Source organism: Flavobacterium flevense, from assembly GCF_900142775.1.
Classification (GTDB): Bacteria; Bacteroidota; Bacteroidia; order Flavobacteriales; family Flavobacteriaceae; genus Flavobacterium; species Flavobacterium flevense.
Genome location: NZ_FRCC01000003.1, coordinates 157,564 through 175,056, shown reverse-complemented (window position 1 = coordinate 175,056; position 17,493 = coordinate 157,564). Strand labels below are relative to the sequence as shown.

Genomic DNA, 17,493 nt, shown 5'->3' with positions numbered 1-17,493 from the left:
AAGAATTTCCAAATTGGAAATAAAGAGAAATCATCAGGAGTTATGAACTACAAACTGTTTTTACAACAAAGCCTAAACAATAGCCGAAACTCATACTAATTTTGCTTTGTCAGGATTTTTAATTTGGAATATTTTATATCTTTGTAATATTAAAAATTTATCTTATGGCCACAATAACATTATCTTATGATGCTCGTAACATTATCGCAAAAAAAACTATTGCGTATATACTATCGTTGGGCGTTTTTAAAAAAATTGAAAAAACGGCAATTGATTTATCTTTAGAAGATGTAAAAAAAGGACGTGTTACTACTTATAAAAGTACAAGTGACCTTTTCAATAAGGTTTTAGGTTAATTGATGTATACCATTTCAGCTACTAAGCAATTTGAAAAAGAATTAAAGCTTTGTAAAAAAAGAGGTTATGACATGTCTAAACTAGAAACTGTAATTTCTATTTTAGAAAAAACAGGAACACTACCTCAAAAATACAAACCACATAAATTATCCGGAAATTATAACAATTGCTGGGAATGCCACATTAAGGGTGACTGGCTTTTAGTTTGGTTACAAAACGACAATGAACTTACTCTTTTATTTATCAATACAGGAACTCACAGCGACTTATTTTAGTCATTTTATTAAAAAATATTAAACCCTTTCAAATCTCTAAAACTGAAAGGGTTAATTTTTACTACTCTTACTAATAACTAAAAATCTAATTTAAAGAAACAGACTGAGGTCCAAATTCTTCATAGAAAATATTCGATTTGTCAATATCAAAAGCAATTAATGATTCATAATGCGCTTTGATAAAAGGAGCCGGACCACATAAATAATAACGGGCATTTTCCAGTAAAATAGCGTCTTTGCATTTTTTTAAATCTACTCTTCCTTTGATAATTCTGTTACTCTCATTTTCATTCAGATCTTCATTAAAAATATAAGTTTCTAACCAGTCTGATTCTTCTTCGATTGTTGCTACACTATCTTTAAAAGCGTGAACAGCGTTATTTCGGCATCCGTGAATCCAAACCGTTTTGTTTTTCGCTTTCTTTTTATTGGTTTCTAACATACTCAACAACGGAGTCACTCCCACTCCGCCACTTATCAGAACAATTGGTGCTTTGTCATCCTGTAAATAAAAATTTCCTGCCGGTGCCGATACATTTATAGTATCTCCAATATGTAACTGATGTAATGTATTTGAAACCATACCCTCGGGCTGACTTTCCAAAGCAGTTTCCTTTTTAACCGAAATTCTATAATAATTTGGATGAAATGCACTAGAAAGACTGTATTGTCTTGGTTGTAATAATCCTAGTTCTTCTACAAAAACCTGTACACTTAAATATTGTCCGGCGGTGTACATTGCAATTTCTTTTCCATCCGTTGGATACAAATAAAATGATTTGATTTCTTCCGATTCGTTAATAATTTCTTTGATGGTGAAATTTCTCCAGCCTTTCCATCCACCCTTTTTAGTTTCATTATTACGATAGAATTCAGCCTCAATACCAATCATAATTGCTGCCAATTCATTGTAAGCAGCCGTCCATGCTTCTAACAATTCTGCTGTGGCTACATCTCCTAAAACTTCTTGTATTGAAGCAATTAAATGACCTCCTACAATGGCATAATCTTCTGCTTTAATATTTAAACTTACGTGTTTATTTCCAATTCCTTTTAAAACATTTATCAGTACCGAAGGATTATCAATGTTTTCAGCATAAGCCAAAACGGCTGCTGCAAGTGCGTGCTTTTGCTTACCATTAGCCTGATTTCCCATATTAAAAACCGATTTTAATTCGGGATTATGTTCAAACATTCTTTTATAAAAATAAGCAGTAAGAACTTCGCCTGAAGATTGCAGAATTGGAATAGTAGCTTTAATTAATTGTTTTTGTTCACTGTTCATAATTGAGATTTTAATTTTTTTCAAAACTAATCCAGAACAGTACTTCACTTTTATGATTTGCATCATAAAGCCATAAAAAAATTAGTGCTAAACAACTATCCAATTTAAAAAAGTCACATCCGTTAATTCGATTTCATTAAAAGCTTGTTGTTGACGTATTTTCTTTCCACTATTACTGTATTTCCAAAAAAGATCCGCATTAACAGGATACGGAATTTTCAAAAGTGAAATTTCTAATTTTTCATTTTTTTCCAAATGCAATTGGCAAACGCCATAGACATAATTCACTACATCATAAATAGTAAACTGAAGCTTAAAATTGGCTCTTAGGTCTTCATCATTGGCAAAACAAACTGAACCCGACTCAAATTCATCTTCGACAAATGGAGTTTCAATGATACTTTCAATTGTTTTTAAAACTTGTATTTTCACTAATCATTAATTTGAAAAATGTTACCAAAAGCAATAGCTGCCTTGTGAACCGATTCTGTCCAGTCATCAGCGGCATTATCATCAGCACCGTCAGAAATATATTTAAGGCATACAAACGGAATATTTTCCTTCATGGCAATAGTAGCTAAAGCATAGGCTTCCATATCAACAACATTATATTTCGTTTCGTTATGGCTCATTTCGAAGTTATCTCCTGTACCACATATTCCCTGCGGAAGATTTTCAATTTGCAAACCATATTGCAAAATCAATGACACTCCGGAAAAAGGGGTTTCATAAAGTGCATACCCTAAACCTCTCACGTCCATATCACGTTGCACAAATTGGGTACAACAAACTACATCACCTTTAGAAAAAGTACCACTGCCGGCAGAGCCCAAATTGATAATTAAATCAGGCTTTTTATGATAAATGGCTTTCGTTAATTCATAAGTGGCATGAACTTTTCCTATTCCGGTAAACAATGTATGCTGATTTTTAAAAACTTCAGCTGCTTCCATTTCTAAAGCAAATACAAAAAGTACATTTTCTAACGAGTATTTATATTCCTGATTGTGTATTATCATTTTATTAGCGAATGTTTTTGATGAAACTTATTTCGAAAATTAGTTTCGAAAATTAAAAAAAACAAAATTACAAATTATAATGGGAGCTTTGAAATTAGTGGTGTCTTTGCTTCCCTTTATAAATAAAAAAGCCATCTCTGAATTATCAAAGATGGCCATTATTTAAAAAAACTGAAAGTCTATTTTTTCATATTAGCTTTCAATGCATTCTTTTCAGCTGTCATTTCTAATGCTCCGTAAACTCCAGAAAGTGTTTTTACAATATCTTCGTTTTGCGGATCTAATTCATATGCTTTTTTCAAGTATGGTAAAGTACTTTTAAACAAGTCTTCTCTTTTCTTTTTCAAAACATCATAACGCTTCATATCTTTATCAGAAGTTCCTAACTTATTCATTTCTTCGATAAGAGGTTTTTCATTTTGCAATTTTAAAACAGCTAAGTTGATGTAAGCATTAGTATAATCCGGCTTAATTTCAACAGCTCTTTTATAATATTTTTCAGCATCGGCATTGTTATTTGCGTTAGCAGAAATAACCCCTAAATTATATACTAATGCAGCATCATTAGGATTTTTAGCTAATACTTCAGTAATTATTTGTTTGTATTTATCAAAATCTTTAGTTTGTAAATATAAATTAGCTTCTGTTAACATTAGCGAAGTATCATCAGGATTAGCTGCTCTGGCTTCAGAAACAGCTTTTTTAGCTTCGGCAATTTGCCCTTTTTCAACTAAAATTAATGCCATGTTTTTATAAATCTCTCCTCTTTTAGAAGGGATTTCTTCAGTTTTTGGATTTTCGTGAGTTCCTAATTTCACTGCTTTATCTCTATCAGCAGCAGTAGCAAATCCATTTTCTTCACCATTTATTTTACTTGTTGCCAGGTATTCAGTTGCTTTACCGGAATAGTTTAACTTTTTAAGTTCGTTATACAATTCCATTGCTTTATCATAGTCTTTAGCACTTACATAAGTTGAAGCTGCATAATAAAGGTTAATGGTGTCTTTTTTATCTAAAAGATAAGCTTCATATAATTTTTTAGCAGCTTCGGTATTATTATTCTCTTTAGTAGCTGCAACACCGCTATTAATCAACATTCCTTTGATTCTTGTGATAGATGTTGCTGCCTGAGTAGAATACTTTTGTTTACCTGAAGCTTTTTCGGCAGCTATTAATTCTTTATAAGTATTAGCAGCCTGAGCCATGTTAGCATCAGTATCGACTTTTTTCTCTACTAAAGCCATATATGCATTTCCTTTTAAAAAGAAATATTGTGCTTTTTCTTCATCAGAAGCATTAGCCATCACAGGTTCTGCTTCTTTCAAAATTCGGAGCACTTCTGTCATATCGTCCCCTTTTGCTGCTTTTTCGGCAGCTCTTAATTCTTTTTTCTGAGCAAAAGTAGCTACAGACAGCAATAAAGCTGATGCCAGCATTACAAATTTACCATTCATAATATTCATTTTTATATTTAATAATTCACTTGAGTTAAAATTTAAGCTTCGTCATCATCAGAATCGTCAGCTTCGTCATCGTCAATAATGTCTTCATCATCTTCCTCTTCATCTTCAACAACACCATCATCTTCTAATACTTCCAATACCGGTTTTACTCTTTCTATTATAGCATTTTCTATGATATTTCCGTCTTCGTCAAGAACTACTTCCTCGACATCGTCTTTCATTACTTTAGCAACTGCTGCAATAGAATCGTTTCCTTTCAGATTAATCAGTTTAACTCCCTGAGTGGCACGACCCATTACTCTTAAATCTTCAATAGCCATTCTGATAGTTAATCCTGATTTATTAATAATCATTAAATCATCAGCATCGGTTACAGCACTAATAGAAATTAAATTTCCTGTTTTTTCAGTAATATTTAGAGTTTTCACACCTTTTCCACCACGATTAGTGATTCTGTACACATCTTCACCATCGTCATCTACTAATTTAGTACGTTTACCGTAACCTTTTTCGGTTACCACTAAAATTTGAGTATCGTTAATATTGTCTTTATCAACAGTAACCATACTAATTACTTCATCAGTATCATCTTTTAGCGTTATACCACGTACTCCGGAAGCTGTTCTTCCCATCGGACGGGTTTTAGTCTCTTCAAAACGAACTAACTTCCCTGATTTAACCGCCAGGATAATTTGGCTATCACCATTTGTCAATTCAGCTCCTAATAACTCATCACCTTCCTTAATAGTAATTGCAGCAACACCATTTACTCTTGGTTTAGAATATTTCTCTAAAGAAGTTTTCTTAACCTGTCCTTTCTTAGTCACCATCACTAAATTATGTGTTTTAATGTAATCCTGATCTTTTAAATCCTGAGTACAAATAAAGGCTTTTACTTTATCAGTACTTTCTATATTGATAAGATTTTGAATGGCTCTCCCCTTAGCCGTTTTGCTTCCTTCGGGAATTTCATAAACACGCATCCAGAAACATTTTCCTTTTTGGGTAAAGAACATCATATATTGGTGATTGGTAGCCACAAACATATGCTCTAAGAAATCCTGATCTCTTGTTCCGGCACTTTTTTGTCCTACTCCTCCTCTGTTCTGAGTTTTGTATTCGGTTAAGTTGGTACGTTTAATATAACCGGCATGCGAAATGGTAATCACCACATTTTCATCGGCAATTAAATCTTCAATACTTACATCTCCACCGGAATACTCAATAGTAGAACGACGCTCATCGCCATATTTATCACGTATTTCGGCTAACTCTTCTTTAATTAACTCCGTTCTTAAATTCACATCAGCTAATAATGCTTTTAAGTGTGTGATTAATTTCATTAATTCCTCATATTCAGCTCTTAACTTATCTTGTTCCAGACCAGTTAACTGACGCAAACGCATTTCAACAATGGCACGTGCCTGAATGTCAGAAAGTTTAAATCTTTCGATTAATTTTTCACGGGCTTCTTCCGTGTTTTTAGAACCTCTAATCAACGCAATTACTTCATCAATATTATCCGAAGCAATAATTAAACCTTCTAAAATATGTGCTCTTTCTTCAGCTTTACGCAATTCAAACTGCGTTCTGCGAACCACAACGTCATGACGATGCTCAATAAAATAATGAATCATGTCTTTTAGATTCAACATTTGCGGGCGTCCTTTAACAAGAGCAATATTGTTTACACTAAAAGAAGATTGCAGTTGAGTAAACTTATATAAGGTATTCAAAACCACATTAGGAGTCGCATCTCTTTTCAGAATATAAACGATACGCATCCCGTTTCTGTCTGACTCATCACGAATATTTGCAATTCCGTCTATTTTTTTCTCATTGACTAAATCAGCAGTACGCTTAATCATATCGGCTTTATTCACCTGATATGGGATTTCAGTAGCAATAATGCACTCTCTTCCATCTACTTCTTCAAAACTTACTTTGGCACGCATTACAATACGGCCTCTACCTGTTTTAAAAGCTTCGCGAACGCCTTCGTAACCATATATTACACCACCTGTAGGAAAATCAGGGGCTTTAATATGATTCATTAATTCATCAATTTCAATATCGTTATTATCTAAATAAGCAAGTGTACCATTGATAACTTCGGTAAGGTTATGAGGAGGCATATTAGTAGCCATACCTACTGCAATACCGGTTGCACCGTTTACTAATAAGGTAGGAACACGGGTAGGCATTACTTTTGGCTCATACAAAGTATCATCAAAGTTCAATTGGAAATCAACTGTTTCTTTTTCAATATCTGCCATTATTTCTTCCGAAATCTTACGCATTCTGGCCTCCGTATAACGCATTGCTGCAGGGCTGTCGCCATCTACAGAACCAAAGTTACCCTGACCGTCAACTAATAAATAACGTAAACTCCATTCCTGAGCCATACGAACCATGGCATCATAAACGGAAGTATCTCCATGCGGGTGATACTTTCCTAAAACTTCTCCGACAATTCTTGCAGATTTTTTGTGGGCAGATCTTGAAGTTACTCCTAAATCATACATTCCGTAAAGTACTCTTCGATGTACTGGTTTCAAGCCATCTCTAACATCAGGAAGCGCTCTTGATACAATTACCGACATTGAATAATCAATGTAAGCTGATTTCATTTCATCTTCAATGTTAATAGGAATTAACTTTTCTCCTTCAGACATAAGTTGTTATATTAAATAATTATATTCATTTCAAAACGTGCCAATATACGGATTTTTGAAATTTTTAAAAGCTTTTAGATATACTAATTTCAACGATTTATTAACAACTTAACATTACCTTTTGTTTAATAAATTATAGCTAAACAGAAGCTTTTTTGCCATTTTTTTTGTCTATTAGCTGACATAAGTACTTAGGTATAGTTTTTGTTTTTCAAATAGTAATTCACTAAATTTACACATACAAGAAATAAATATTATGGATGACAATTTTTCACCAAGAGTAAAAGATGTTATTACCTACAGTAAAGAAGAAGCTTTACGACTGGGTCATGACTTCATTGGGACAGAACACTTGATGCTTGGTATTCTTAGAGATGGTAATGGCAAAGCGATACAGATATTAAATAATTTATCAATTGACTTAGATCACTTACGCAGAAAAGTAGAAATCCTAAGCCCTGCAATCCCAGGAATAGATAGTAATCTAGAAAAGAAAAACCTGCATTTGACTCGCCAGGCGGAGCGTGCTCTAAAGACCACGTTTCTTGAAGCTAAAGTTTTCCAGAGTCCATCAGTGAGTACTGCTCATTTATTATTATGTATCCTAAGAAACGAAAACGATCCTACAACCAAGCTATTGAATAAACTTAAAATAGATTATGATATAGCTAAAGAACAATATCTCAATATGACACCAAACGAAGAAGAATTCTTAGAAAATTTACCAAGAGCCACAGACTCTTATAACGACGATTTAGGACAAGATGACAGTTTAAAAGAAGGAAACTTCAACAATCCCGCCAATAAGTCTAACAAAAAATCCAAAACACCTGTTTTAGATAATTTTGGGAGAGATTTAACAGAAATGGCCGAAGAAGGAAAACTGGATCCTGTTGTAGGACGCGAAAAAGAAATTGAGCGTGTTTGTCAGATTTTAAGCCGTCGCAAAAAAAACAATCCTTTATTAATAGGAGAACCGGGAGTGGGTAAATCAGCTATTGCCGAAGGACTGGCATTACGTATTATTCAAAAGAAAGTATCCCGTATTCTGTTCAACAAGCGTGTTGTTACTTTAGATTTAGCCAGCTTAGTTGCCGGCACTAAATACCGTGGTCAGTTTGAAGAACGCATGAAAGCGGTAATGAACGAATTAGAAAAAAATGACGACATTATTCTTTTCATTGATGAAATCCACACCATTGTTGGTGCAGGCGGAGCTACAGGTTCTTTAGACGCTTCTAATATGTTCAAACCGGCTTTAGCCAGAGGCGAAATTCAATGCATCGGTGCTACAACGCTTGACGAATACAGACAATATATTGAAAAAGATGGCGCTTTAGAAAGACGTTTTCAAAAAATTATTGTAGAACCTACTTCGGTCGAAGAAACAATCACAATTCTGAACAATGTTAAAAATAAATACGAAGACCATCATAATGTTACTTATACGCAAGAAGCAATCGAGGCTTGTGTAAAATTAACAAACCGATACATGTCTGAACGTTTCTTGCCGGACAAAGCTATCGATGCATTGGATGAGGCAGGTTCACGTGTTCACATCACTAACATTGAAGTTCCTAAGAAAATATTAGATTTAGAACGTCAGTTAGAAGACATCAGAGAATTAAAAAATGCTGTTGTAAAAAAACAGAAATACGAAGAAGCAGCTAAGCTTCGTGATGACGAAAAACGTATTGAAAAAGACTTAGCAATAGCCCAGGAACAATGGGAAGAAGATGCAAAAAGCAACCGAATTCAGGTGACTGAAGACAATGTTGCCGATGTAGTTTCTATGATGACAGGTATTCCTGTGAATCGTATTGCTCAAACTGAAAGTAACAAATTAGCTAAATTACCGGAACTTATTGAAAGTAAGGTAATTGGGCAAAAAGAAGCGGTGCTTAAAATAGCCCGTTCTATCCAAAGAAACCGTGCCGGATTGAAAGATCCGAATCGTCCTATTGGTTCTTTTATATTCTTAGGACAAACAGGTGTTGGTAAAACACAATTGGCTAAAGTTTTGGCAAAAGAATTATTCGATTCTGAAGATGCTTTAGTACGCATCGACATGAGTGAGTACATGGAGAAATTTGCTATTTCCCGCTTAATTGGTGCACCTCCGGGATACGTAGGTTACGAAGAAGGTGGACAATTAACTGAAAAAGTTCGCAGAAAACCGTATGCTGTTGTCCTGTTAGACGAAATTGAAAAAGCACATCCGGATGTTTTCAACATGCTTTTACAAGTATTAGACGACGGATTCTTAACAGATAGTTTAGGTCGAAAAATTGACTTTAAAAACACCATTATCATTATGACTTCTAATGTTGGAGCCAGACAATTAAAAGATTTTGGTCAGGGAGTTGGTTTTGGAACAGCTGCTAAAGTGGCTCAGGCAGATGATAATTCGAAAAGTATCATCGAAAATGCTTTGAAGAAAACTTTTGCACCTGAATTCTTAAACAGAATCGATGATGTAATTGTGTTCAACGCTTTAGAAAAACATGATATTGATTTGATTATCGAAATCGAATTGAAAAAATTATATGCCAGAATTGCTGATTTAGGATATAATTTAAAACTGTCTGAAAAAGCAAAAGCATTTATTGCTGAAAAAGGTTTTGATAAGCAATTTGGTGCAAGACCACTAAAAAGAGCCATTCAAAAGTATGTCGAAGACACACTTGCCGAAGAAATTATTACTTCGAAAATTACTTCCGGTGATGAAATTTTCATGGATATCGAAGATGGTGCTCAGGAATTAACTGTAAAAATTCATAAAACAGGAGAAGCAACTAATTTATAACGAACCGCTCTCCTTCACAGTATAAACCCGTTATGTTTTCTTAACTTAACGGGTTTATTCTTTTAACATAATTTCCTTTTATTTCAGCAACAAATAACTACATTTGGCGTTTACAAAAACAGACCCAAACCCAATAAAAATCATAATGAATAAAGTTGTCGTAGGTAGTGAAGAATGGTGCTCTTTCCCTGAATTAGGAATCCCAACCATAAAAGCCAGAGTAGATTCGGGAGCCAAAACTTCCGCCCTTCACGCTATCAATATAGCTCCTTTTATCAAAAATGAATCTAACTGGGTTAAGTTTGACATCAACCCTATCCAGAACAATTCCAAAACAATAATCCACTGCGAAGCGCCTTTAATTGACAAACGAATTGTAAAAAGTTCGAGCGGATTTAGAGAACAACGCTATGTTATTCTAACCAATTTAAAAATTGGCGAAACGACATGGTCTATTGAGGTAACCTTAACTAACAGGGATACTATGGGTTTCCGTATGCTGTTAGGTCGTGAAGCGATGAGCGGAAGAATCTTAGTAGATCCGGCTCAACAATTCTTATTAGGACAACCAACAAGTGATACTCTAAAAGAAATTTATAAGAATTCAGAAAAAGCACCAAGCGGCTTACGCATTGGCTTACTGGCAAGCAATCCTGAATTATACAGCAATAAAAGAATCATGGAAGCCGGAGAAATGCGGGGTCATGAGATGCATTTTTTAAATATTAAAGAATGTTACATGAAACTAGACGCTAAAAAACCGGAAATTCATTATCGTGGAGGAAAAATTTTAAATGAATTTGACGCTATTATTCCCAGAATTCGCCCCAGTATTACCTTTTATGGCTGTGCTTTAACCCGTCAGTTTGAAGCTTTAAATGTTTTTTGTCTAAATTCATCAACAGCTATAACCCAATCCAGAGATAAACTTTTTTCTTTACAATTGTTATTACACAGCGGAATCGGAATTCCTACTACGGGATTTGCCAATTCTCCTTTAGATACAGATGATTTAATAAAAATGGTTGGCGGTTCACCTTTAATCATAAAATTACTGGAAGGAACTCAGGGAAAAGGTGTAGTTCTTGCCGAAACAAAAAAAGCTGCCGAAAGTGTAATTAATGCTTTCAAAAGTTTAAATGCTAATATTCTTGTTCAGGAATTTATTAAAGAAGCCAACGGAAAAGATTTACGTCTGTTTGTAGTTGATGGAAAAGTGGTAGCAACTATTCAACGTGAGGCAATGCCTGGCGAATTTAGAGCAAACATTCACCTTGGAGGAACAGCATCAGTGATAAAAGCAACAGCTGAAGAGAAAAAAATCGCTATTAAAGCTGCTAAAGCAATGGATTTAAAAGTAGCCGGTGTTGACATTATCAGGTCTTCAAAAGGCCCTTTATTACTCGAAGTAAACTCTTCTCCCGGATTAGAAGGGATAGAAACAGCAACAAATAAAGATATTGCCGGAGAAATGATTAAGGCTATCGAAAAGAATTTTAAATTAGATACTACTAAAACCCTGACTTAAACCGAGAGAACAATAATTACTATTGAAAACAGTGCTAAACAAAGCCCTGCATAATTTAGTTTTGATAATTTTTCTCTAAAAACAAGCAATCCTGTTATACTTCCTAACAGAATAACTCCCATATTCATTCCCGCAAAAACAGTGGAAGGATTTGTGGAGAAAGCCTGATGCGCTTTTAAATAAAACAATATATTTCCAAAATTAAAACAACCAATTAAGAATCCAAAAAACAGGTTGTTGACGCTAAAAGATTTCTTTACAATCAGTATTTCGTAAAGCACTACAATCAGCATGCAAAGCAAAGCGATTCCGAAAATCACAAACAAAGACGTTGTGTAGGGAACTGTGGTAAAAGCTGCTACTTTTTTAAACAAAATATCAATAATACCAAAACCAAAAAAGACTAAAACAGGATATTTAAAATCCGCTTTTTCCGAATCATCTGTTTTGTACAACACACAAAATAAAGCCAGAAATCCAATTACAATTCCAATTAGCTTAGTTATAGAAAACACTTCATTAAAAAGCAACCAAGCCGCCAAAATAGAAACAAATAAGGACAATCTTTGAGCGGCATCTGTTTTTACAATTCCGATATTTTTGATGGAAGCAATTAAAAACAGAAAAATGACTGGCAATAAAATCCCCAAACTTCCATACAGTAAAAACGGAGTTGCTGTGGTAATTGCAGTTACATCCGGAGAAAAAACCGCATAACAAAGCAATAATGCAAAAAGATAATTAAACAATACGATTTGTTTTGCGTCGACAGACCATTTTCGGGCAATTTTAAAAATTACTCCTACTGAAACACTGCAAACAATACTTAGTAATAAATACAACATAAATTTAAAAAGCTAAAAAACACAAAAGCCATCCGATGTATCGAATGGCTTTGTTTATGTATAAAAATTAATTTACAAGAAAATATTCAAAATATAATAGCAAATAGCTGCTAATAACGCTGATATAGGAATGGTTAAAATCCATGCCCAAATTAAACTCACAGTTACCCCCCATCGTACTGCAGAAACTCTTTTAGTCAATCCAACTCCAATGATAGATCCTGTTATAGTGTGGGTTGTACTTACAGGTATTTTTAAATGTTCTGTAAAATACAAAGTCAAAGCTCCGGCTGTTTCAGCAGCAACTCCTTCAAAAGAAGTAACTTTTGTGATTTTAGACCCCATTGTTTTTACAATTTTCCATCCTCCGCTTAACGTTCCTGCTGCAATAGCCGAATAACACGCTAACGGAATCCATTCTGGCATGATTCCTGGAGTTTCCCCTTCAGGTAAAGCTACTTGTAACCAGGCAGGCATTTCTTCTAATGCAACACCTTCACTGTTCACATAAACAATTACCGCTGCTGCAATAATACCCATTACTTTTTGAGAATCATTACCTCCATGCCCTAAACTAAATGCTGCTGAAGACAACAATTGCATCTTTTTCAGCATTTTTTCTGACTGATGATGACTTAAACTACTGAATACCAAACAAAAGACACTTATTGACAACACAATAAAACCAACTAAAAGCCACTTGATATTATGAGGTTCAAAAGCTACGCTCCAAAAATGAGATTCAAACCTGGGTTTCCCAATATCATTAATCATCATGTGGCTTACAAACCACACTGTAGCAATCATTAATGCTACTGTAAAAATCTTTGGGTAAATACTTTTTCTGGCAGCGTTCAACAACCATATCGAAATTGAATAAGAAGCAATCGCTCCCACTAACGGCGCCAAAAATATAAAAGCAATAATGATAATTACACCTGTTGGTAATCCGCCCGGTTTCCCCGGATCATACCAGTTCACAATGTTATACCAGTGTCTTGTAATAGTTACTCCGTCTTCTACAACCGTATAATCTGAAAAACCGTGCATATAAATAGCGTGAGCTACAGCAGCTCCGGCAAATCCGCCAATTAAAGTATGAGAAGAACTTGACGGAATCCCTAACCACCAGGTTAATAAATTCCAACAAATGGCAGCAATAACACCTGCCAGAATCACAATTAAGTTGATATCAATAGTGTGTGCTGTTTTTGCTACAGTATCTGCAACTCCAAAACCAAAAACCCAATAGGCTAAAAAATTAAAAAAAGCAGCCCAAACAACCGCCTGAAAAGGTGTCAGTACTTTAGTCGCAACTACCGTTGCAATAGCATTAGCAGCATCATGAAAACCATTTATGTAATCAAAAACAAGAGCTAAAACTATAATTGTTATAAGTAAAGTCATGTGTTATTTCTTCAAAAGAATAAATTAAATTTAAGAATGTTTAACCGAAATAGATTCTAAAACACTAGCTACACTCTTACACTTATCAGTAGCTGATTCCAGAATTGATAATACTTCTTTGTATTTAATGATGTTCTTAGCATCTGTTTCGTTTTCAAAAATTTCAAAAACGGCTTTGTTATAAACATTATCAGATTTGTTTTCTAACTTAGAAATTTTAGCACAAGCTGCTTTGATTTTGTGTGCATTTTTAAAATCTCTTAATTCTTTTACAGCAATTTCAATGTTTTGACAAGCTTCAAGATTAATCTCTGTCAATTTTCTGATAGACTTTGTAATCTTATCTACCTGATACAATCTCATGATACTGGAAGCACCGTGCAAACGATCGGCAACATTATCAATAGAAGTTACCAAAGAGTGAATATCTTCTCTGTCAAACGGAGTAATAAAGTTACGACTCAATTCTAAATTTGTCTGACGGGTAATATCTTCTCCTTTTTGCTCTAATTCATCTATTTTATGAAAAAGAACTTCTCTTTCTTTTAAAGGAAGATTTACTGCTTCGTGCAAATTAGAAGCCAATTCAATCAAATTACTAGAAGCTTCTTCAAAAAGTGGAAAGAATTTTTTATCCTTTGGTACTAAAAATTGGAAAATACTGTTTATTGACATTTTTTACTTTATTTTTTAGATAGCAAAAATACTTTTTTTTATTTCATGTTAAAGTTATTTTAAAAATTAATAACTCATTCGAAGCGTTTTTTTTCAGCAGGCAATTTATTTTAAATCATATTTTAACCAAAATAGAAAATAGTTTCCTAAGCAATCCCACCAAAAATCATTATATCCCGAAGAATACGAGTTTTCATTTGCTGAATTCCTAAAAAATAACAAAGCTGCTTAAACGATAAAAAAAGTAAGACCAATCCTGAATTCAGATGAATTTTGTTTTCATATCTTACAATAGGTACGGGGTTTTACAAAATGTGTTCGTATTATTTTCACAAAAAACAAGCTAATTATAAAAATTTCAACAGAAATCTCTATAATTAAAAGCAGTAAAAACATATATTTGCTCTTTTTTAATTTTTTTTCACAAAAACCCAATAAAGGTTTTTGCTTTTTATAAAAAACTGTATTTTTGGGAACTCTTATGAAAGACAACAGAAACCTATATCACTCTCCGATAGCAACTCAAATTTGGGTTTCAATTTCTGTTACAACTACTACTACCCCTTAGGGGTATTTATCATTACATATAATCCTGAATTTATACATGCTTTTTTATTAGAAGAAAGTAATTGGGTGTATATAAAGTATTGCATTTTTAAAATAAAACAAACAAAATGAAAGTATTAAAATTTGGCGGAACTTCGGTTGCCAATGCAAAAAATATAAAACTAGTTCTAGATATTGTTCTCAGTAAAGCTAAAAATGACAAACTGATTGTAGTTGTTTCTGCTCTTAGCAAAGTAACCGATTTGTTGCAGTTAGCAGCTTCAAAAGCAGCTTCTAATGATGAAACCTACAAAGATATTGTTGCCGAAATCGAAAAGAAACACTTAGACGCTTTAAAAGAATTAATTCCTGTAAGTGAGCAAAGCAGTTTGTTAAGCCATATTAAAAGAATCATTAACCACCTTGAAACTATTCTGGACGGTTGTTTTCTTCTTGGCGAATTATCAGCAAGAACATCTGATACTATTTTAAGTTTTGGCGAATTACTTTCTTCCTACATTATTGCCGAATCCTTAAAACAAAACTTAAAAAACAGCAGCTACAAAGACAGCCGCGAGTTGATTAAAACCAATAACAATTACGGAAAAGCAGCCGTAAACTTTGAAGTTACTAACTTACTGACTACTGCATTTTTTAGTGCTAATGAGTCTCAGGTAGTAGTAATGCCCGGATTTATAGCTTCTTCTCTTGACGAAATCAATACTACTTTAGGCCGTGGCGGCTCTGATTATACTGCAGCTATTATGGCTGGAGCATTAAACGCCAGCGAACTGGAAATATGGACTGACGTAAACGGAATGTTTACTGCCAACCCAAAAATTGTAAAACAAGCACAGCCTATTGCTACTATTTCGTATCAGGAAGCAATGGAATTATCGCATTTTGGTGCCAAAGTTTTATATCCGCCAACCATTCAGCCGGTTTTAAGAAAAAATATTCCTATTCATATAAAAAACACATTCGAACCGGAATCAGAAGGAACCTTTATTTCTAATGTTTCTGTTTCTAATGGAAATCCGGTAAGAGGTATCAGTCATATCGAAAACATCAGTCTGATTACGCTTGAAGGTCCCGGAATGATCGGAGTTTCGGGTTCGTCCAAAAGACTTTTTGAAGTTTTATCACAGGAAAACATCAATGTAATTTTTATTACTCAGGCTTCTTCCGAGCATTCTATCTGTATCGGAATATTGAATTCTGATGCTGAAGTAGCTGAAAATGCCATCAACAGAGCATTTGAAATCGAAATTGTTCAAAATAAAATCGATCCTTGTATTGTAGAGAAAAATCTTTGCATCATTGCATTGGTAGGTGAAAACATGAAAAATCATCAGGGATTAAGCGGAAGAATGTTTAGTACTCTGGGTAAAAATAACGTAAACATCAGAGCCATTGCTCAGGGTGCTTCGGAAAGAAATATCTCGGCGGTAATTAACGAAAGAGACGTTAAGAAGGCGTTGAATACTTTACACGAAAACTTCTTTGAGGAAAATACCAAACAATTAAACCTGTTTGTAATGGGTGTTGGAAATGTAGGAGAGAAATTCATCGAGCAAATCCACCAGCAAAAGAAATTCTTAAAAGAAAATTTAAAAATCAACGTTCGTGTGATTGCCTTATCTAACTCCAGAAAAATGCATTTTGATGAAGATGCAATTGATTTGGATTCCTGGCAAGCCGCTCTGGAAAATGGAGAAACGGCAAGTAAAGAATTGTTTATTGAAAAAGTAGCTGCGCTCAATTTACGTAACTCTATTTTTGTAGATATCACTGCTAATGCTGATGTTGCTGCTACTTACGAACACTTCTTAAAACAAAGTGTGGGTGTGGTTACTTGTAATAAAATTGCCTGTGCTTCGGCTTATGACAATTACAAAAACCTGAAAAAACTATCACGACAATACAATGCACCATTTTTATTCGAAACCAATGTGGGTGCAGGATTACCAATTATTGATACCGTTAAAAACTTAATCGCTTCAGGAGATAAAGTACACAAAATTCAGGCAGTTTTATCCGGAAGTTTAAACTTTATCTTTAACAATTTCGATAACGACAATTCGTTTCATGATGTTGTGAAAGAGGCAGGTGTTCAAGGATTTACAGAGCCTGATCCAAAAATTGATTTAAGTGGAATTGACGTTGCCAGAAAAATTCTGATTTTAATTCGCGAAAGCGGTTACAAAATGGAAATTGAAGATATTGAAAACCAGGCTTTCCTACCAAAGGAATGTATGGATACGGCTAATAACGAAGAATTTTTCAAATCGTTGATTACCTACAACAGCCATTTTGAAGGCATTTTGGCGGAAGCCGTACAAAAAGAAAGCCGATTGAAATTTGTAGCTCAGTTTGAAAATGGAAAGGCAAGCGTAGGATTGCAATTTATCCCAAAAGATCATCCTTTCTACAACTTAGAAGGAAAAGATAACATTGTGCTATTCTATACTGATCGTTATGTAGACCAGCCTTTATTAATCAAAGGAGCCGGTGCCGGAGCAGCAGTTACCGCTTCGGGAATTTTTGCCGATGTGATCAGAATAGGAAATGTTTAAAAGGAGTTGCTAAGTAACTCAGTTACTAAGTTGCTA

13 protein-coding genes are annotated in these 17,493 nt (G+C 34.1%); 5 read left to right on the top strand and 8 right to left on the bottom strand.

Features of this window, described 5'->3' with window-relative positions; genetic code table 11:
• Nucleotides 1-164 precede the first annotated feature (164 nt).
• Both BUB89_RS06755 and BUB89_RS06750 read left to right on the top strand, forming a co-directional pair.
• Nucleotides 165-356 carry a hypothetical protein gene (locus BUB89_RS06755; protein ID WP_073243315.1) on the top strand — a complete coding sequence of 64 codons (192 nt, stop codon included), beginning with the start codon at nt 165-167 and terminating at the stop codon, nt 354-356.
• 3 nt (nt 357-359) lie between these two features.
• On the top strand, nt 360-632 hold the full coding sequence (locus BUB89_RS06750) for a type II toxin-antitoxin system YafQ family toxin (RefSeq protein WP_141384342.1): 273 nt from the start codon (nt 360-362) through the stop codon (nt 630-632).
• A gap of 85 nt (nt 633-717) precedes the next feature.
• Here BUB89_RS06750 and hmpA read toward each other — a convergent pair whose 3' ends face one another.
• The 5 genes from hmpA to gyrA form a co-directional block, all read right to left on the bottom strand.
• Nucleotides 718-1,917 (bottom strand): NO-inducible flavohemoprotein, encoded by a 1,200-nt coding sequence (gene hmpA, locus BUB89_RS06745; RefSeq protein ID WP_073243803.1) that lies wholly within the window; start codon nt 1,915-1,917, stop codon nt 718-720.
• 87 nt (nt 1,918-2,004) lie between these two features.
• Nucleotides 2,005-2,349, bottom strand: coding sequence for a hypothetical protein (locus BUB89_RS06740; RefSeq protein ID WP_073243311.1), 345 nt, complete (start codon nt 2,347-2,349; stop codon nt 2,005-2,007).
• Nucleotides 2,349-2,936: a 5'-methylthioadenosine/S-adenosylhomocysteine nucleosidase family protein gene (locus BUB89_RS06735; RefSeq protein ID WP_073243309.1), complete on the bottom strand. Its 588-nt coding sequence runs from the start codon at nt 2,934-2,936 to the stop codon at nt 2,349-2,351. Before BUB89_RS06735 ends, BUB89_RS06740 begins: the two co-directional genes overlap by 1 nt.
• Nucleotides 2,937-3,115: 179 nt before the next feature.
• A complete protein-coding gene (locus tag BUB89_RS06730) occupies nt 3,116-4,390 on the bottom strand; it encodes a tetratricopeptide repeat protein (protein WP_073243801.1) in 1,275 nt (424 codons plus the stop codon).
• A gap of 41 nt (nt 4,391-4,431) precedes the next feature.
• Nucleotides 4,432-7,074, bottom strand: coding sequence for a DNA gyrase subunit A (gene gyrA, locus BUB89_RS06725; RefSeq protein ID WP_073243307.1), 2,643 nt, complete (start codon nt 7,072-7,074; stop codon nt 4,432-4,434).
• Between the two features lie 256 nt (nt 7,075-7,330).
• Between gyrA and BUB89_RS06720 the strand changes: the two genes are divergently transcribed.
• Both BUB89_RS06720 and rimK read left to right on the top strand, forming a co-directional pair.
• Nucleotides 7,331-9,880, top strand: a complete 2,550-nt coding sequence (locus BUB89_RS06720; RefSeq protein WP_073243305.1) for an ATP-dependent Clp protease ATP-binding subunit — start codon at nt 7,331-7,333, stop codon at nt 9,878-9,880.
• A gap of 139 nt (nt 9,881-10,019) precedes the next feature.
• A complete protein-coding gene (gene rimK, locus BUB89_RS06715; RefSeq protein ID WP_141384348.1) occupies nt 10,020-11,408 on the top strand; it encodes a 30S ribosomal protein S6--L-glutamate ligase in 1,389 nt (462 codons plus the stop codon).
• Here rimK and BUB89_RS06710 read toward each other — a convergent pair.
• The 3 genes from BUB89_RS06710 to BUB89_RS06700 form a co-directional block, all read right to left on the bottom strand.
• A complete protein-coding gene (locus BUB89_RS06710; protein ID WP_073243300.1) occupies nt 11,405-12,253 on the bottom strand; it encodes an EamA family transporter in 849 nt (282 codons plus the stop codon). The genes rimK and BUB89_RS06710 overlap by 4 nt on opposite strands.
• 72 nt (nt 12,254-12,325) lie before the next feature.
• A complete protein-coding gene (locus tag BUB89_RS06705; RefSeq protein WP_073243298.1) occupies nt 12,326-13,660 on the bottom strand; it encodes an inorganic phosphate transporter in 1,335 nt (444 codons plus the stop codon).
• Nucleotides 13,661-13,690: 30 nt separating this feature from the next.
• Nucleotides 13,691-14,335, bottom strand: a complete 645-nt coding sequence (locus tag BUB89_RS06700) for a DUF47 domain-containing protein (protein WP_073243296.1) — start codon at nt 14,333-14,335, stop codon at nt 13,691-13,693.
• A 674-nt stretch (nt 14,336-15,009) separates the two neighbouring features.
• Between BUB89_RS06700 and thrA the strand changes: the two genes are divergently transcribed.
• Complete coding sequence (gene thrA, locus BUB89_RS06695; RefSeq protein WP_073243294.1) at nt 15,010-17,457, top strand: bifunctional aspartate kinase/homoserine dehydrogenase I; 2,448 nt, start codon at nt 15,010-15,012, stop codon at nt 17,455-17,457.
• Nucleotides 17,458-17,493 lie beyond the last annotated feature (36 nt).

Excerpts from the sequence above, each read along its gene's own strand:
- thrA (WP_073243294.1), top strand. The coding sequence starts at position 15,010 with ATGAAAGTATTAAAATTTGGCGGAACTTCGGTTGCCAATGCAAAAAAT.
- BUB89_RS06735 (WP_073243309.1), bottom strand. The coding sequence starts at position 2,936 with ATGATAATACACAATCAGGAATATAAATACTCGTTAGAAAATGTACTT.
- BUB89_RS06720 (WP_073243305.1), top strand. The coding sequence starts at position 7,331 with ATGGATGACAATTTTTCACCAAGAGTAAAAGATGTTATTACCTACAGT.
- BUB89_RS06710 (WP_073243300.1), bottom strand. The coding sequence starts at position 12,253 with ATGTTGTATTTATTACTAAGTATTGTTTGCAGTGTTTCAGTAGGAGTA.
- BUB89_RS06750 (WP_141384342.1), top strand. The coding sequence starts at position 360 with ATGTATACCATTTCAGCTACTAAGCAATTTGAAAAAGAATTAAAGCTT.
- BUB89_RS06755 (WP_073243315.1), top strand. The coding sequence starts at position 165 with ATGGCCACAATAACATTATCTTATGATGCTCGTAACATTATCGCAAAA.
- BUB89_RS06700 (WP_073243296.1), bottom strand. The coding sequence starts at position 14,335 with ATGTCAATAAACAGTATTTTCCAATTTTTAGTACCAAAGGATAAAAAA.
- hmpA (WP_073243803.1), bottom strand. The coding sequence starts at position 1,917 with ATGAACAGTGAACAAAAACAATTAATTAAAGCTACTATTCCAATTCTG.
- BUB89_RS06705 (WP_073243298.1), bottom strand. The coding sequence starts at position 13,660 with ATGACTTTACTTATAACAATTATAGTTTTAGCTCTTGTTTTTGATTAC.
- gyrA (WP_073243307.1), bottom strand. The coding sequence starts at position 7,074 with ATGTCTGAAGGAGAAAAGTTAATTCCTATTAACATTGAAGATGAAATG.
- BUB89_RS06730 (WP_073243801.1), bottom strand. The coding sequence starts at position 4,390 with ATGAATGGTAAATTTGTAATGCTGGCATCAGCTTTATTGCTGTCTGTA.